Source organism: Nocardia crassostreae (genome assembly GCF_001613405.1).
Classification (GTDB): Bacteria; Actinomycetota; Actinomycetes; order Mycobacteriales; family Mycobacteriaceae; genus Nocardia; species Nocardia crassostreae.
Window position 1 is genome coordinate 1 of sequence record NZ_BDCH01000032.1, and the last position, 14,970, is coordinate 14,970.

The following is a 14,970-nucleotide window of genomic DNA, read 5'->3' on the forward strand; positions in this document are numbered from 1 at the left end:
CACCCCGCGATCCCCTCACCCCGCGATCCCCTCACCCCGCGATCCCGTCACCCCGCGGTCGCCCCCACCCGCGATCCCCCCAACTGTCATCGGGGTCAAGGGGCGGAGCCCCTTGTGGGGGTGCGGGGGCTAGCCCCTGCGGGGGGTGTGGGGGCCCGCCCCCACAAATCAAACACAGCCAATACCGCTCCAGACGCGAAATCTTCTAGCAGCTAACAGATTTCGTCCACCAACAGTCACCCACCCCATCTCCCACGCGTAAAACCTCACCCCCCGCCCCCGCTACGATGTCCCCCATGACCACCGTCCGCGACCGCCTGCTCGCGACCATCGCCGGACAGCTCGGCAATCCGCACGGCCTGCTCGGCAAAGGCGTTGCCCTGCTGCTCAACCGCGGCAACCTCGCCGTGATCACGGCCGCGGTCGAGGCCGCCGACCTCACCACCGGCACCACCGCCGCCGATATCGGATTCGGCGGCGGCGCAGGTCTCCACCTGCTGCTAGGGCGAGTCGGCGTGGACGGCGCCGTGCACGGCATCGAAATCTCACCGGACATGCTGACCCGAGCGCGATCCCGCCACGCGGGCGATCTCGCCACCGGACGGCTGCGCCTGGCCGAGGGCTCGATGACCGCGCTACCGCTCCCCGACGACGGCCTGGACGCCGCCATCACGGTCAATACGATCTACTTCGTCCCGGACCTGCCCGCCGCCGTGGCCGAACTGGTGCGCGTGGTCCGCCCCGGCGGACGACTGGTCATCGGCATAGGCGACCCGGATGCCATGGCCAAAATGCCATTCACCCCATACGGATTCACACTCCGCCCGGTCTCCGAGGTGGTCGACGCCCTGGAGGCCGCAGGCTGCACGGTCGAGCGCCGCGACCTGCCGCAGAAGCCGATCCCCGCCCGCCTACTCATCGCCACGCCGAAGTAGGCGCCCGGGCGCATCCACCGTCAGCGGGTCGGCCAGATCGCCTTCAGATCCGCCGCCGCTTCCCCGGCCTGGCGGACCGCCGCCTCATAGGCGGGCTGGAACGCCGCGGCGCTGAACAGGTCGTACCCCATCGCCGCGATGGACTCGGCGTCGGGCGCGATGAACAGCGATGTGGCGCTGCCGAGTTCGGTATCGCGAGCACCCCGCGGGAACAAATGGGCCAGCGGCTCGACCACGACGATCACCTCCGCGCACACGGCGAGATCGGCATTGATCGAGGTGCGCAGACCGCCGTCGAAGTAACGACGGCCGTCGATCGGGATGGGCGGGAAGACGCCCGGGACGCAGGTGCTCGCGGCGAGAGCCGCGGACAGCGGCACCTCGTCCGCACGGGTCCACACCCGGAGTTCGCCGGTCGCGATGTCGATACTGGTGACTTCCAGGTCGATGCGCGGCCATTCGTCGGTGCCGACCAGACCGCTTATGCGGCCGATATGGTCGGCCGGATCGCCGAGATCCATCTCCAGCGTCCGGGCGCCCGCACGCCTGCGGGCTTCGGCCGGTTCCAGGCCGGAGGTCATGAGAATGCCCATGATCTCCATGAATCCGGATTGGTCCGCGGCGATCGGCGCTCCCTCCTCGGGAGTCGGCATCAGCAATCGCCCCATATCGGCGTCGTCGGCCAGCACGGCCCCCACGACCGCGCCAGCGGATGTTCCGATGATCTTGTCGGCGAGGGCGAGATCGACACCGGCATCGCGCAACCCGGTGACCAGGCCCGCCATCCAGCAGATTCCGACCGCACCTCCCCCACCGAGGACGAGGGTGTGACGAGATCCGTTGGGCGGCAACGCGGCAGACATGCCCTCACGGTACCGGACTGTCCTCTCCGGTTGGGGTTTTCCACCGTCCGGATACGGCGAACGGCCTGTCCCCACGCAGGAGGACAGGCCGCCGCGAAACGAATCAGCGCTGCAGGAAGGCGAATTCGTCGGTCAGTTCGGCCACGCGTTCTTGCAGCGCGGCGACCGACGGACCGGACTTCAGGACCTCGCGGGAGACATTGGGCACGACGGCACCCAGGTCCGATGCGGGCACCAGCTTGCGGATGGAGTCCGCGCCGCCGCCCTGCGCGCCCACACCCGGCATGAGGATCGGTCCGTTGAGGGCGGACAGGTCGGGAGCCTCGGTGAGGGTGGCGCCGATGACGACGCCGACGGAACCGAAGTCCGTGCCCTTGTTGACCGCGGCCGCGTCGTCGACCATGCGCTGGGCGATGGTGCGGCCGTCCGGGCCGGTGATGCGCTGCAGCTCCGCCCCTTCGGGATTCGAGGTGGCGGAGAGCACGAAGACGCCGCGGTTGTTCAACCGCGCCAGCTCCAGAGCCGGTGCGAGGGAACCGAATCCGAGGTACGGGGAGACGGTGACCGCATCACTGGCCAGGGGGCCGTTACCGAGCCAGGCGTGGGCGTAGGCGTCCATGGTGGAGCCGATATCGCCGCGCTTGGCGTCCGCGAGCACCAGGGTGCCCGCGGCGCGCAGGGTGGCGATGGCTTCCTCGAGAACGGCGATACCGCCGGAGCCGTAGGTCTCGAAGAAGGCCACCTGGGGCTTCACCAAGGCCACGCGTCCGGCGAAGGCCGCGACGCAGGCGTCGGTGAACTGCGCCAGGCCGTCTACGTCCTCGCTCAGTCCCCAGGCCCGCAGCAGCGGCGGGTGCGGGTCGATGCCCACGCACAGCGGACCGTGCTCGGCCATCGACTCCCGCAGCTGCACACCGAATGTCGTCATGATCAGCCCCGCAGGGTGGCGTGGAGTTCCTGCAGGGACCGCACCCCGATGCCGCCGTTGATGGTGGCCTCGATGCCCTGCACGGCGGCCGCCGCGCCCTGGACGGTGGTGATGCAGGGGATGTTCGCGCCGACCGCGGCGGTGCGGATCTCGTAGCCGTCCACGCGGGGGCCGTTGTTGCCGTACGGGATGTTGAAGACGATATCGACCTCACCGTCGCGGATCATGTCCACGATGCTCGGCTGGTCGGCGCTGTCCTCGGAGTGCTTGCGCACCCTCTCGCACGGAATACCGTTGCGGCGCAGCATTTCCGCGGTGCCGTCGGTGGCCAGGATGCGGAAGCCCAGATCGTGCAGGCGCTTGACCGGGAACACCATGGCGCGCTTGTCGCGGTTGGCGATGGACACGAAGGCGGTGCCCTCGGTCGGCAGCGAACCGTAAGCGCCCGCCTGCGACTTGGCGAAGGCGGTGCCGAAATCGGCGTCGATGCCCATGACCTCGCCGGTGGACTTCATCTCCGGCGACAGCAAAGAGTCGATGCCGGAGCCGTCCGGGCGGCGGAAGCGGTGGAAGGGCAGGACCGCTTCCTTGACCGCGACCGGCGCGTCGAACGGGGCGTGGCCGCCGTCGCCCTCGGCCGGGAGCAGGCCCTCCTTGCGGAGTTCGGCGATGGTGGCGCCCAGCGCGATCCGAGCGGCCGCCTTGGCGAGCGACACCGCGGTGGCCTTGGAGACGAACGGCACGGTGCGGCTGGCGCGCGGGTTGGCCTCGAGGACGTAGAGCACATCGTCCTTGAGCGCGTACTGGACGTTCAGCAGGCCCTTGACTCCGATGCCCTTGGCGAGCGCCGCCGTCGAACGCCGGACCGCCTCGATATCGCTGCGGCCCAGGGTGATCGGCGGGAGCGCGCACGCGGAGTCACCGGAGTGGATACCGGCCTCCTCGATGTGCTCCATGACGCCGCCCAGGTAGACCTCGTCGCCGTCGCACAGGGCGTCGACGTCGATCTCGATGGCGTCTTCCAGGAACCGGTCGATGAGCACCGGGCGATCCGGGCTGATATCGGTGGCGCGGGAGATGTAGCCCTCGAGGGTGGCCTCGTCGTAGACGATCTCCATACCGCGGCCGCCCAGCACGTAGGACGGGCGCACCAGCACCGGGTAGCCGATCTCGGCGGCGATCTTCTTGGCGGCGGTGAAGGTGGTGGCGGTGCCGTACTTCGGCGCCGGAAGACCCGCTGCCACAAGGACATCACCGAATTCGGCGCGGTCCTCGGCCAGGTCGATGGCGGCGGCGGAGGTGCCGACCACCGGGACGCCCGCATCGGTCAGGCGCTGCGCCAGGCCCAGCGGGGTCTGGCCGCCGAGCTGGCAGATGACGCCGGTGACGGTCCCGGACTCGGTTTCGGCGTGGTACACCTCGAGCACGTCCTCGAAGGTGAGCGGCTCGAAGTAGAGGCGATCGGCGGTGTCGTAGTCGGTCGACACGGTCTCCGGGTTGCAGTTGACCATGATGGTCTCGAAACCCGCCTCCGGCAGCGTCTGCGCCGCGTGCACACACGAGTAGTCGAACTCGATGCCCTGGCCGATGCGGTTCGGGCCGGAGCCCAGGATGATGACCTTCTCGCGCTCCCGCTGCGGCGCGACCTCGGATTCCGCGGCGGGATCGAGCTCGTAGGCCGAGTAGTGGTACGGGGTCTTGGCCTCGAATTCGGCGGCGCAGGTGTCGACGGTCTTGAACACCGGCCGGATGCCGAGCCGGTGGCGCAGCGCCCGCACGCCGTCCTCGCCCGCGAGTTCCGGTCGCAGCGAAGCGATCTGGCGATCGGACAGGCCGTAATGCTTGGCGGTGCGCAGCAGCGGCTCGTCCAGCACGGCGGCGTCGATGATCTCCTGGCGCAGCTCCACCAGTCCGGCGACCTCGGCCACGAACCACGGGTCGATGCCGGAGGCGGCGGCGGTGTCCTCGATGCTCGCGCCCAGGCGCAGCGCGCGTTCCACCTGGTAGATGCGACCCTCGGTCGGCACCTTCAGATCGTCGAGAATGGCCTGCGGATCGGTCCACTCGCCGTCGGGCTGGGTCCAGAAGCCCGCGGCCTTGCTCTCGAGCGAGCGCAGCACCTTGCCCAGGGCCTCGGAGAAGTTGCGGCCCAGCGACATCGCCTCACCGACCGACTTCATGGTGGTGGTCAGCGTGGTGTCGGCGCCGGGGAACTTCTCGAAGGCGAAGCGCGGAGCCTTGACGACCACATAGTCGAGCGTGGGCTCGAAACAGGCCGGGGTCTCCTTGGTGATGTCGTTGACGATCTCGTCGAGGGTGTAGCCGATGGCCAGCTTGGCGGCGATCTTGGCGATCGGGAAACCCGTTGCCTTGGAAGCCAATGCGGAGGACCGGGACACACGCGGGTTCATCTCGATGACGATGAGACGGCCGTCGGTGGGGTCGATGGCGAACTGGATATTGCAGCCGCCGGTGTCGACGCCGACCTCGCGCAGGATGGCGATGCCCAGATCGCGCATCTTCTGGTATTCGCGGTCGGTGAGGGTCATGGCCGGGGCGACGGTGACCGAGTCACCGGTGTGCACGCCCATCGGGTCCACATTCTCGATCGAGCAGACGATGACCACATTGTCATTGCGGTCGCGCATGAGCTCGAGCTCGAATTCCTTCCAGCCCAGGATGGATTCCTCGATGAGCACGTTCGCGGTCGGCGAGGCGGCCAGGCCGCCACCGGCGATGCGATCGAGATCCTCGTGGTTGTAGGCCATACCGGAGCCCAGGCCGCCCATGGTGAACGACGGGCGCACGACCACCGGGAAACCCAGTTCCGCAACGGTTTCGCGGACCTCGGCCATGGTGTAACAGACCTTGGAGCGCGCGGATTCGCCGCCGACCTTGGCGACGATGTCCTTGAACTTCTGGCGGTCCTCACCGCGCTGGATGGCCTCGAAGTCGGCGCCGATGAGCTCGACGTTGTACTTCTCCAGAATGCCGTTCTCGTGCAGGGCGACAGCGCAATTGAGCGCGGTCTGCCCGCCGAGGGTGGCGAGGATGGCGTCGGGGCGCTCCTTGGCAATGACCTTCTCGACGAATTCCCAGGTGATCGGCTCGACATAGGTCGAGTCGGCAAACTCCGGGTCGGTCATGATGGTCGCCGGGTTGGAGTTGACCAGCGACACGCGCAGGCCCTCGGACTTGAGGACGCGGCACGCCTGGGTGCCGGAGTAGTCGAACTCGCAAGCCTGGCCGATGACGATCGGGCCCGAGCCGATCACCAGGATGTGGTTGAGATCGGTGCGGCGTGGCATCAGGCTCCTTCCATCAGCATGGCAAAGCGGTCGAACAGGTAGGCGGCGTCGTGCGGTCCGGCGGCGGCCTCGGGGTGGTACTGCACCGAGAACGCCTTGCCGTCAATGAGGTTCAGGCCCTCGACGGTGCCGTCGTTGGCGCAGGTGTGCGAGACCTCGGCGCGGCCGAAGGGGGTGTCGAACTGCTCCCCCGCCTCGCCTTCCAGGGCGAAGCCGTGGTTCTGCGCGGTGATCGAGATACGACCGGAGTGGTGCTCGATGACCGGGATATTGATGCCGCGGTGGCCGAACTTCATCTTGTAGGTCTTGCGGCCCAGGGCGCGGCCCAGGATCTGGTTGCCGAAGCAGATGCCGAACAGCGGCAGGCCCTCCGACAGCACGCCCTGGGTGAGGGCCACGGCATCGTCCTGGGTGGCCGGGTCGCCCGGGCCGTTGGACAGGAACACACCGTCGGGGTTGAGTTCCTTGATCTGGTCCAGGGTCACGTTGGACGGGACCACGTGCACCCGCATGCCGCGCTCGGCGAACATGCGCGGGGTGTTGGCCTTGATGCCGAGATCGACTGCGACAACGGTGAATCGGGCGTCGCCGACCGGCTCGATGGTGTACATCTCCTTGGTGGAGACCTCACCGGCCAGGTCCGCGCCCAGCATGGAGGGCCGACCGTTCACGCGGGCCAGCAGCTCGTCGATATCGGCGAGCTGATCGCCGGAGAAGATGCCCGCCTTCATGGAGCCGCGGGTGCGCAGGTGCCGCACCAGGGCGCGGGTGTCGATGCCCGCAATGCCGACGATGTTCTGGTTCTCCAGCTCCGCCTGCAGCGTGCGGTTCGCGCGCCAGTTGGAGGCGCGGCGCGAAGGGTCGCGCACGGCGTACCCGGCGACCCAGATCTGCTGCGATTCGTCGTCCTCGTCGTTCCAGCCCGTATTGCCGATCTGCGGGGCCGTGGCCACCACGATCTGGCGGTCGTAGCTGGGGTCGGTGAGGGTCTCCTGGTAGCCGGTCATCGCGGTGCAGAACACCGCCTCGCCCAGGGTCTGTCCGACGGCGCCGAAGGTCGTCCCGCGGAACACGCGGCCGTCTTCGAGCACCATCACCGCCGTATTGCCGCTCATGCCTCTTCTCCCGTCATCGCACCGGTCCATGCCGGATACACCGTCTTGTCGTCGCCCCGGAACCCGGTGTCCACCTCGGTTCCGGTCGCCAATTTCCAGCGAATTACCAGCACACCATCTTCCGTCATTACTTTTCCGGCATGCCCGCGCTCGGCGCGCACGGCGGTGATGGACTCCTGGGAAATCCAGATCGTGGCCGCGCCGTCACGCTCGAGCAGGATGCCGCGTTCGAACCGGGTCAGTTCGGCTGTCGCCCGGAAGCCCAAGTCGCCCACCGTGATTCGCTGAATCCAGCTCGGGGCGAGGGTGCTGCCGAGGTAGAGGCCGGTGGTCGGCTCCAGCAGCTGCGCACCGCAGTCCGCGGGCACCGCCGGGAGCTCACCGATCGTCGCCGCCTGGCGCTTGGCTCGCCCGGTCCACGCGCGGTACATGCCCCACAGGGTCAGTACGAACAGCGCGAGCAGCCCGATGATCCACAGCCATCGCTCCAGCTCCATTTACGGTCCTCCTCGGTTCCCCGCCCGCCGAGCCTCCCCGGCAAGGACTTTGCCGTCACGTGCGGTGATGGCGCCGCGCAGGAAGGTGGAGGTCACCTTCGCGGGCAGGGTCATCGACTCGAACGGCGTGTTGTTGGCGATACTCGCCAAATCCTTGCTGCGGACGGTCCATTCCGCATCAGGGTCGATGAGCACCAGATTGGCGGGCTCGCCGACCTCGAGGGGACGGCCCTGGTCAACGAGGCCGGCAATGCGCGCCGGGTTCTCGCTCATGACCTTTGCCACACCGCGCCAGTCCAGCAGGCCGGGGCGGACCATGGTCTCCACGATGATCGACAGCGCGGTCTCCAGACCCAGCATGCCGGGGCGGGCGGCGGCGAACTCGCAGCACTTGTCCTGTTCGGCGTGCGGGGCGTGATCGGTGGCGACACAGTCGATGACGCCCTCGGCCAGGGCCTGGCGCAGGGCGGCCACATCGGAGGATTCGCGCAGCGGCGGGTTCACGCGGTTGACCGCGTCGTAGGTCTCCAGGCGCGAGTCATCGAGGAGCAGGTGGTGCGGGGTGACCTCGGCGGTGATCGAAATACCCTGGGCCTTGGCCCATTTCAGCAGTTCGACGGTGCCCGCGGTGGAGGCGTGGCAGATGTGCACGCGCGCACCGGCATCGCGGGCCAGCAGCGCGTCGCGGGCCACGATGGACTCCTCGGCGGCGCGCGGCCATCCGGCCAGGCCCAGGCGGGCGGCGGTCGGACCCTCGTGCGCCACGGCGCCTTCGGTCAGGCGCGGCTCCTCGGCGTGCTGGGCGATGAGCACGCCCAGGGAGTTCGCGTACTCCAGGGCGCGACGCATGATCAGCGGGTCGTAGACGCAGTGGCCGTCGTCGGAGAACATGCGCACCGCGCCGACACTCTGGGCCATGGTGCCCATTTCGGCGAGCTGCTTGCCTTGGAGGCCGACGGTGACCGCACCGACCGGGTACACGTCGACCAGGCCGACCTCCTGCCCGCGCCGCCACACGTGGTCGGTGACCACGGCGGAGTCGGCGACCGGGTTGGTGTTGGCCATGGCGAATACGGCGGTGTAGCCGCCGAGAGCCGCTGCGGCGGAACCGGAGTCGATGGTCTCGGTGTCCTCGCGGCCCGGCTCGCGCAGGTGGGTGTGCAGGTCGATGAAGCCCGGCAGCAGGTACTGGCCCGCGCCCTCGACGATCTCGGCGTCCGCGGCGTTCAGTCCCGCGCCGATCTGCCGGATCTCGCCGTCGGCGAGCAGCACGTCGACCGGCTCGCCCTCACCGTAGAGACGGACGTTCTTGATCAGCACGTCGGTCATGCTGTCTCCTTCTCGCATGCTCGGGGGACCTCCGTGGTTACGCAGGCAAGCGCAGAGAGGTGGAGCGGCGCCTCCGAGCCTGACCCGATCATGCGACCACCTCATCCGTTCCGACCAGCAGGCGGAACAGCACCGCCATGCGCATATGGACTCCGTTGTTGACCTGTTGCAGCACAGCCGCTTTGGGGGAATCGGCGACCGCCGACGCGATCTCCATACCGCGCAGCATGGGTCCGGGGTGCAGCACCACCGCGTGCTCGTCGAGCATGCCGAGGCGGCGCTCGTTCAGGCCGTAGTTGATCGAGTACTCCCGCGCCGAGGGGAAGAAGCCGCCGTTCATGCGCTCGGCCTGCACGCGCAGCATCATGACCGCGTCCGCGCCGGGCAGTTCGGCATCCAGGGAGTGCGAGATGCGCACCAGCCAGGCATCGACGCCCACCGGCAGCAGTGTGCGCGGGGCGACCAGGACCACTTCCGCGCCGAGAGTGCTGAGTAGGAAGGCGTTCGAGCGCGCGACCCGGCTGTGCAGGATGTCGCCGACCAGCACGATGCGCTTGCCCTCGAGATCGCCGAGACGCTGGCGCAGGGTCAGCGCGTCCAGCAGCGCCTGGGTCGGATGCTCGTGCATGCCGTCACCGGCATTGATGATCGACGGACCGGGACCGTTGTAACCGCCGCTCTTATCGGTCATCTCGGCGAACCAGCGCGCGATCTGATGCGCGGCGCCCGAGGCCGGATGCCGCACGATGAGCGCGTCCGCGCCCGCGGCGTGCAGGGTCAGCGCGGTGTCGAGCAGCGATTCACCCTTGGAGACAGAGGAACTCGACGCGCTCACATTGATGACGTCGGCGCTCATCCACTTCCCGGCGACCTCGAAGGAGACGCGGGTGCGGGTGGAGTTCTCGAAGAACACCGTCATGACGGTGCGGCCGCGCAGCGTCGGCAGCTTCTTGACCTCGCGCCCGAGCAGCGCCTGCTCGAAGCGTTCGGCCTCGTCCAGCAGTCCGGTGGCGGCGGCGCGGTCCAGATCGGTGACCGACAGCAGATGCTTCACTGGTCCTCGCCCTCCTGTCGCAGATACACGCCGTCACGCCCGTCGTGCTCGCGCAGCAGCACCGAGATGTCCTCGGTGCGCGCGGTGGGCACGTTCTTGCCGACGTAGTCGGCGCGAATGGGCAGTTCGCGATGGCCGCGGTCGATGAGCACCGCCAGCTGCACCGCGCGCGGGCGGCCCAGATCCCGCAGGCCGTCCAGGGCGGAGCGCACGGTGCGGCCGGAGAACAGGACATCGTCGACGAGCACGACCAGCGCGTCCTCGATGCCGCCCTCGGGCACCGAGGTGCGTTCCAGCGGGCGATGCGGGCGCGAGCGCAGGTCGTCGCGGTAGAGGGTGATGTCGAGGGAGCCCATGGCGGGGCGCACACCGGCGAACTCTTCGATCTTGTTCGCCAGGCGGGTGGCGAGAGTGGTGCCGCGGGTGGGGATTCCGACGAGAACAACGCGCGCGGCGTTCGGATCGCCGCAATCGAGCGCGGTCTTCTCGATGATCTGGTGCGCCATGCGCGCAATGGTCCGGCCCACATCGGAATCGGACAGCAGCTCGCGTCCGGCCTGAACCTGTTCCGGGTCGTGCCGCTGCGAGTATTCGGCAGCGCTCGACTTGGCCGCCCGGTCTTCGGGCACAGCCATGTCGACCTCCTTCCCCGCCTCACCGGACGGTCCGTTAAAGGATGTCTTTTCGGCTAGCGAGCCTAGCAGCGCCGCCGTGAGGCGAACGCACCGCACCCCTGTGGCAACCGGCGCTCGCGCGGGCCGCGGCGATCGGCCGCCACCGGCCGGGCGGCGACCGGCCAGTTCGTCCGGATCGGGGCTGCGCACGCCCGGCACCAGCGGATTCGCCCGCACAGATTGCCACGGCCGATGCGCCGGAGATAGCTACCCCGCAGCTATGATCCGAACGTTTGGTTTGCATGGGGTCCACCGTCATCACCGGATGCTGGGAGGAATCTCACAATGAACAAACCGGTCATCTGGGCGATCGCCGCCGCCTTCGCCGTCGCCGGTCCGCTGGTGGGTATCGCACTGCGCCGACTGGTCGATCGCCTCGAAGCGAAGTCCTCGATCCAGGCCCGCGCCGCCTACCGCATGGCCTTCGGTCTGGCCCGTGATCTCGCGGTCCCGGTCTGCTCCCTGGTCGGCCTGATGATCGCGGTATCGATGCCGACCGGACTGCCGTTCTCACCGGAGATGCTGCGCCGCATTCTCAGCGCAGCGCTCATGCTCGCCATCACCTTCGCGGTCGCCCGGCTGGCCGCCGAGGTCGTCATCTCCATTGCCCGCCGCATTACCGGGGTCGCGGGATCGGTGAGCCTGTTCTCCACCATCACCAAGGCCATCGTGCTGGTGCTGGGCCTGCTCATCACCCTCGACAGCGCGGGCGTCCAGATCACTCCGCTGCTCGGCGCGCTCGGCATCGGCGCGCTCGCCATCGCGCTCGCCCTGGAGGGCACCCTCGCCAATCTCTTCGCGGGCGTGCACATCCTGGCCCCGAAGACGGTGAGTCCGGGCGATTTCGTGAAGCTCGATACCGGCGACGTCGGGTGGGTCAGCGATGTGAACTGGCGGACCACCACGATCCAGGACATTCCGGGCAACTACATCATCGTGCCCAATCGCAAGTTCGCCGAGGCCATCCTGACCAACTACCACCGCCCCGATCAGGACATGGCCATCACGGTGGAGGTCAGCACCAGCTACGACAGCGACCTCGAGCACGTCGAGGCGGTGACCCTCGAAATCGCCAAACGCGTCATGCAGGAACTCGACTGCAGTTTCGCCTCCGCTGACCCCCGAGTCCGTTTCCACACCTTCGGCGACAATGGCATCGAGTTCCGGGTCATCCTGCGCACCCGCAATTACGAGGACCAGTACCTGCTGGTCAGCGAATTCATCAAGGCCCTCCACCGGCGCTACCGGCAAGAGGGCATCGTCATTCCGTACCCGATGCGCGTACTGCACTTGAATTCGGGACTGAGCGGCCCGCTGCTGGACGCGACCGCCGATCTCACGCTCACCGCCGCGGTCGACGCCGAGCACTGACCGCCTCGGACAAGATCGGGCTATACACCGTATATCGCCCTGTGCCATGCTCGATGACGTGAGCAATGACGCCGCCTGGAACGACCCCGTCCGCATGACCTTCCGCGGATTCGGGGGAATCTCGCTCGCCGCCGACAGCTGGGGGCCCGAAGACGGACCGCTCGTGGCCTTCCTGCACGGCGGCGGACAGACCCGCCACTCATGGAAGGACTCCGGCCTCGCGCTGGCGAAGGCGGGCATGCGGGCGGTGTTACTGGATGCGCGCGGGCACGGCGACAGCGACTGGGCGCCGGACGGCAACTACCGGCGCGAGGCCATGGTCGAGGATCTGATGGGCGTGATCGACCAGCTCGGGCGGCCCGCCTTCGTGGTGGGCGCCAGCATGGGCGGGCTCACCGGCCTGCTCGCCACCGCGCACGCGCGCCACGACCGCATTACCGGACTCGTGCTCGTCGATGTGGTGCCGCGACCGGAACGCGCGGGCGTGGAGCGCGTGCTCAACTTCCTCAGCGGCCATCCCGAGGGCTTCGCCACCCTCGAGGAGGCCGCCGACGCCGTGGCCGCCTACCTGCCGCACCGGCGGCGGCCGCGCAATCCCGAAGGGTTGCAACGCAATCTGCGGCAGCGCGCCGACGGCCGCTGGTACTGGCACTGGGATCCGGCCATGATGTCCGGCCGCACCGAGGATATCGACCTGCACAGCACTGTCCTCGAGGACGCCGCGCGCAACCTGACGATTCCCGTGCTACTGGTGCGCGGCGCGCTCTCGGACGTGGTGAGCCAGGCGGGCGTCGACGCCTTCCGCGCCCTGGTCCCGAACGCCGAATACGCCGAGATCGGCGCGGCCGCGCACACCGCCGCCAGCGACGCCAATGACGAGTTCACCGATGCCGTGGTCGATTTCGTGCGCGGCCACGTGAGCGGCAGCTGAGCGACCGCGGCGGCAAGGTACAGGTCCGAATTCCGCTCGCCAACCTCTTCGAACCTTTGTTCGAAGTTTGGTAGATTCTGCGGCATGGCGACACCGCTACAGGGATCACTGCTCGATGGGTTCGGCGAGGCCGAGCCGGGGACGCTGGACGGAATCCGGCGCACCGAACTCGGCGCCGGGGCGTGGATCGATGTGCTGCCCGGGTGGCTGAGCGGGGCCGATCTGTTGTTCGACACGCTCGTGGCCGAGGTGCCGTGGCGGGCGGATCGGCGGGCCATGTACGACCGGGTGGTCGATGTGCCGCGGCTGCTGTGCTCGTACAAGGAGGGGCAGGAGTTGCCCGATCCGGTGCTGACACAGGCGCGGGAGGCCCTGAGCGAGCACTATCGCGACGAGCTCGGAGAGCCGTTCGTGACGGCCGGGCTGTGCTACTATCGGGACGGGAACGACAGCGTCGCCTGGCACGGCGACACCTTCGGGCGCGGGGCGACCACCGACACCATGGTCGCCATCGTGTCGGTGGGCGCGCCGCGGGTGCTGGCGCTGCGGCCGCGCGGTGGCGGGGGCAGCATTCGGTACCCGCTCGGGCACGGGGATCTCATCGTGATGGGCGGGTCCTGCCAGCGCACCTGGGAGCACGCGGTCCCGAAGACACGGCGGCCGGTGGGGCCGCGAATCAGTATTCAGTTTCGGCCACAAGGGGTCTGGTGACCGCACGAGCGGGCCGACGCGCGAAATCGGGCGCATGCTCCGGTCTTACGCCCCGAGTGGCCATGAACAACGGGATCGACCGTACGACCGGAATATGACGCAGGATGCGCAGCAATGGCGGGGCCTGCGCGGCGTCCGGGCCGCGAATGGCATCGGCGAGCGCGCGTTTCACCACCGCGGAGTGCATGGCGCGCTGCATGCGCTGGGTGACGGCGGCCGGGAACTCGCGGCGGCGTTGCACGCGGGCCAGGTCCGCGACCGTCAGCGGACGGGAACGCAATACGGGCACCAGGATTCTCGCGGCGGCAACGGCGTCCTGGATGGCGAGATTGATGCCGACACCGCCCAGCGGTGGCATGGCGTGGGCGGCATCGCCCAGGCACAGCAGGCCGTCGGTGTACCACCGGTCGAGCCGATTCAGGTGCACCTCCAGGAGTTTCACCTCACCCCAGCTGTGCAGCGCCTCGGCGCGATCGGCCAGCCAGGGCGCGGCTTTGGCCATGCGGCGGGTGATATCGGCGACCGGTTCGCGCCGCAGCAAATCGTCACTGCCCTTGGGAATGATGACCGCACACTGCCAGTAGTCACCCCGGTCGGCCATGACGACCATCTGCTCCGCCGTCACCTGCACATCGCCGCTCGGATCGGCGGCGTCATTGCGGGGCAGCCGGAACCACCACACGTCGAACGGTATTTCCCAACTGCGCGACGGCAATTCGGCGGAGGCGGCCAACCCCGAGGAGCGCCCGTCGCAGGCAATGGTGAGCTCCGCGCGAATCTCGCCCGCCACACCGTTTCTGCCGCGATAGCCCACCCCCACCACCTGACCGCGTTCCCGGATCACCCCGGTCGCTTCGGTATTCATGCGCAGATGAAAGGTGGGCTCGGCATCGCCTGCGCGGGCGAGCAGATCGAGCAGATCCCACTGCGGCACCATGGCGATGTACTTGTGCCGCAATGGCAGATGCTTCATGGACGCGAAGGTCCGCATCCGCCCGTCCACGGGCACCTGCACCTCACTGACGTGCCGCTGCGGCAGCTTCTCGAATTCCTCACCGAGACCGAGCTCGTCGAGCAGGTCCATGGTGGTGGGATGCACTGTGTCACCGCGAAAGTCGCGCAGGAAGTCCGCGTGCTTCTCGAGAACGGTCGCCTGCACTCCGCCACGAGCCAGCAACAATCCGAGAAATATTCCCGACGGTCCCCCACCCACAACCACGCATGTGGTTCGCTCCATTTGGATTCCTCCCCATC

Annotated in this window: 13 protein-coding genes; 4 read left to right on the plus strand and 9 right to left on the minus strand. The window is 68.5% G+C overall.

Going from position 1 to position 14,970, the window contains the following annotated elements; translation table 11 throughout:
* Positions 1 to 296: 296 nt before the first annotated feature.
* Entirely contained in the window at positions 297 to 935 is a 639-nt protein-coding gene (locus tag NC4_RS30725) for a class I SAM-dependent methyltransferase (RefSeq protein WP_157555332.1), read from the plus strand.
* Positions 936 to 955: 20 nt separating this feature from the next.
* Here NC4_RS30725 and NC4_RS30730 read toward each other — a convergent pair whose 3' ends face one another.
* From NC4_RS30730 to pyrR, 8 genes are all read right to left on the minus strand, one after another.
* Positions 956 to 1,798 (minus strand): patatin-like phospholipase family protein, encoded by an 843-nt coding sequence (locus NC4_RS30730; RefSeq protein WP_067545323.1) that lies wholly within the window; start codon positions 1,796 to 1,798, stop codon positions 956 to 958.
* A 103-nt stretch (positions 1,799 to 1,901) separates the two neighbouring features.
* On the minus strand, positions 1,902 to 2,726 hold the full coding sequence (gene pyrF, locus NC4_RS30735) for an orotidine-5'-phosphate decarboxylase (protein ID WP_067545326.1): 825 nt from the start codon (positions 2,724 to 2,726) through the stop codon (positions 1,902 to 1,904).
* 2 nt (positions 2,727 to 2,728) lie between these two features.
* Positions 2,729 to 6,034: a carbamoyl-phosphate synthase large subunit gene (gene carB, locus NC4_RS30740; protein WP_067545329.1), complete on the minus strand. Its 3,306-nt coding sequence runs from the start codon at positions 6,032 to 6,034 to the stop codon at positions 2,729 to 2,731.
* Positions 6,034 to 7,149 (minus strand): glutamine-hydrolyzing carbamoyl-phosphate synthase small subunit, encoded by a 1,116-nt coding sequence (gene carA, locus NC4_RS30745; RefSeq protein ID WP_067545331.1) that lies wholly within the window; start codon positions 7,147 to 7,149, stop codon positions 6,034 to 6,036. Before carA ends, carB begins: the two co-directional genes overlap by 1 nt.
* On the minus strand, positions 7,146 to 7,646 hold the full coding sequence (locus NC4_RS30750; RefSeq protein ID WP_245722044.1) for a PH-like domain-containing protein: 501 nt from the start codon (positions 7,644 to 7,646) through the stop codon (positions 7,146 to 7,148). The genes carA and NC4_RS30750 overlap by 4 nt, the downstream gene beginning before the upstream one ends.
* Entirely contained in the window at positions 7,647 to 8,975 is a 1,329-nt protein-coding gene (locus NC4_RS30755; RefSeq protein ID WP_067545333.1) for a dihydroorotase, read from the minus strand.
* An 88-nt stretch (positions 8,976 to 9,063) separates the two neighbouring features.
* Positions 9,064 to 10,029 carry an aspartate carbamoyltransferase catalytic subunit gene (locus NC4_RS30760; protein WP_067545336.1) on the minus strand — a complete coding sequence of 322 codons (966 nt, stop codon included), beginning with the start codon at positions 10,027 to 10,029 and terminating at the stop codon, positions 9,064 to 9,066.
* Positions 10,026 to 10,664, minus strand: a complete 639-nt coding sequence (pyrR, locus tag NC4_RS30765; RefSeq protein ID WP_067545435.1) for a bifunctional pyr operon transcriptional regulator/uracil phosphoribosyltransferase PyrR — start codon at positions 10,662 to 10,664, stop codon at positions 10,026 to 10,028. The genes NC4_RS30760 and pyrR overlap by 4 nt, the downstream gene beginning before the upstream one ends.
* Positions 10,665 to 10,988: 324 nt before the next feature.
* Here pyrR and NC4_RS30770 point away from each other — a divergent pair, with 324 nt between their 5' ends.
* From NC4_RS30770 to NC4_RS30780, 3 genes are all read left to right on the plus strand, one after another.
* Positions 10,989 to 12,074, plus strand: coding sequence for a mechanosensitive ion channel family protein (locus NC4_RS30770; protein ID WP_067545339.1), 1,086 nt, complete (start codon positions 10,989 to 10,991; stop codon positions 12,072 to 12,074).
* Positions 12,075 to 12,120: 46 nt separating this feature from the next.
* The gene (locus tag NC4_RS30775) at positions 12,121 to 13,005 is read left to right on the plus strand and encodes an alpha/beta fold hydrolase (RefSeq protein WP_067545342.1); all 885 of its coding nucleotides are present in this window, start codon (positions 12,121 to 12,123) and stop codon (positions 13,003 to 13,005) included.
* Positions 13,006 to 13,089: 84 nt separating this feature from the next.
* The gene (locus NC4_RS30780) at positions 13,090 to 13,716 is read left to right on the plus strand and encodes an alpha-ketoglutarate-dependent dioxygenase AlkB (protein ID WP_067545345.1); all 627 of its coding nucleotides are present in this window, start codon (positions 13,090 to 13,092) and stop codon (positions 13,714 to 13,716) included.
* Here NC4_RS30780 and NC4_RS30785 read toward each other — a convergent pair.
* Positions 13,682 to 14,953: an FAD-dependent oxidoreductase gene (locus NC4_RS30785; RefSeq protein ID WP_067545348.1), complete on the minus strand. Its 1,272-nt coding sequence runs from the start codon at positions 14,951 to 14,953 to the stop codon at positions 13,682 to 13,684. The genes NC4_RS30780 and NC4_RS30785 overlap by 35 nt on opposite strands.
* Between the last annotated feature and the right edge of the window lie 17 nt (positions 14,954 to 14,970).

Coding starts and splice junctions, on each gene's coding strand:
- NC4_RS30725 (WP_157555332.1), top strand. CDS start 297: ATGACCACCGTCCGCGACCGCCTGCTCGCGACCATCGCCGGACAGCTC.
- NC4_RS30730 (WP_067545323.1), bottom strand. CDS start 1,798: ATGTCTGCCGCGTTGCCGCCCAACGGATCTCGTCACACCCTCGTCCTC.
- pyrF (WP_067545326.1), bottom strand. CDS start 2,726: ATGACGACATTCGGTGTGCAGCTGCGGGAGTCGATGGCCGAGCACGGT.
- carB (WP_067545329.1), bottom strand. CDS start 6,034: ATGCCACGCCGCACCGATCTCAACCACATCCTGGTGATCGGCTCGGGC.
- carA (WP_067545331.1), bottom strand. CDS start 7,149: ATGAGCGGCAATACGGCGGTGATGGTGCTCGAAGACGGCCGCGTGTTC.
- NC4_RS30750 (WP_245722044.1), bottom strand. CDS start 7,646: ATGGAGCTGGAGCGATGGCTGTGGATCATCGGGCTGCTCGCGCTGTTC.
- NC4_RS30755 (WP_067545333.1), bottom strand. CDS start 8,975: ATGACCGACGTGCTGATCAAGAACGTCCGTCTCTACGGTGAGGGCGAG.
- pyrR (WP_067545435.1), bottom strand. CDS start 10,664: ATGGCTGTGCCCGAAGACCGGGCGGCCAAGTCGAGCGCTGCCGAATAC.
- NC4_RS30770 (WP_067545339.1), top strand. CDS start 10,989: ATGAACAAACCGGTCATCTGGGCGATCGCCGCCGCCTTCGCCGTCGCC.
- NC4_RS30775 (WP_067545342.1), top strand. CDS start 12,121: ATGCTCGATGACGTGAGCAATGACGCCGCCTGGAACGACCCCGTCCGC.
- NC4_RS30780 (WP_067545345.1), top strand. CDS start 13,090: ATGGCGACACCGCTACAGGGATCACTGCTCGATGGGTTCGGCGAGGCC.
- NC4_RS30785 (WP_067545348.1), bottom strand. CDS start 14,953: ATGGAGCGAACCACATGCGTGGTTGTGGGTGGGGGACCGTCGGGAATA.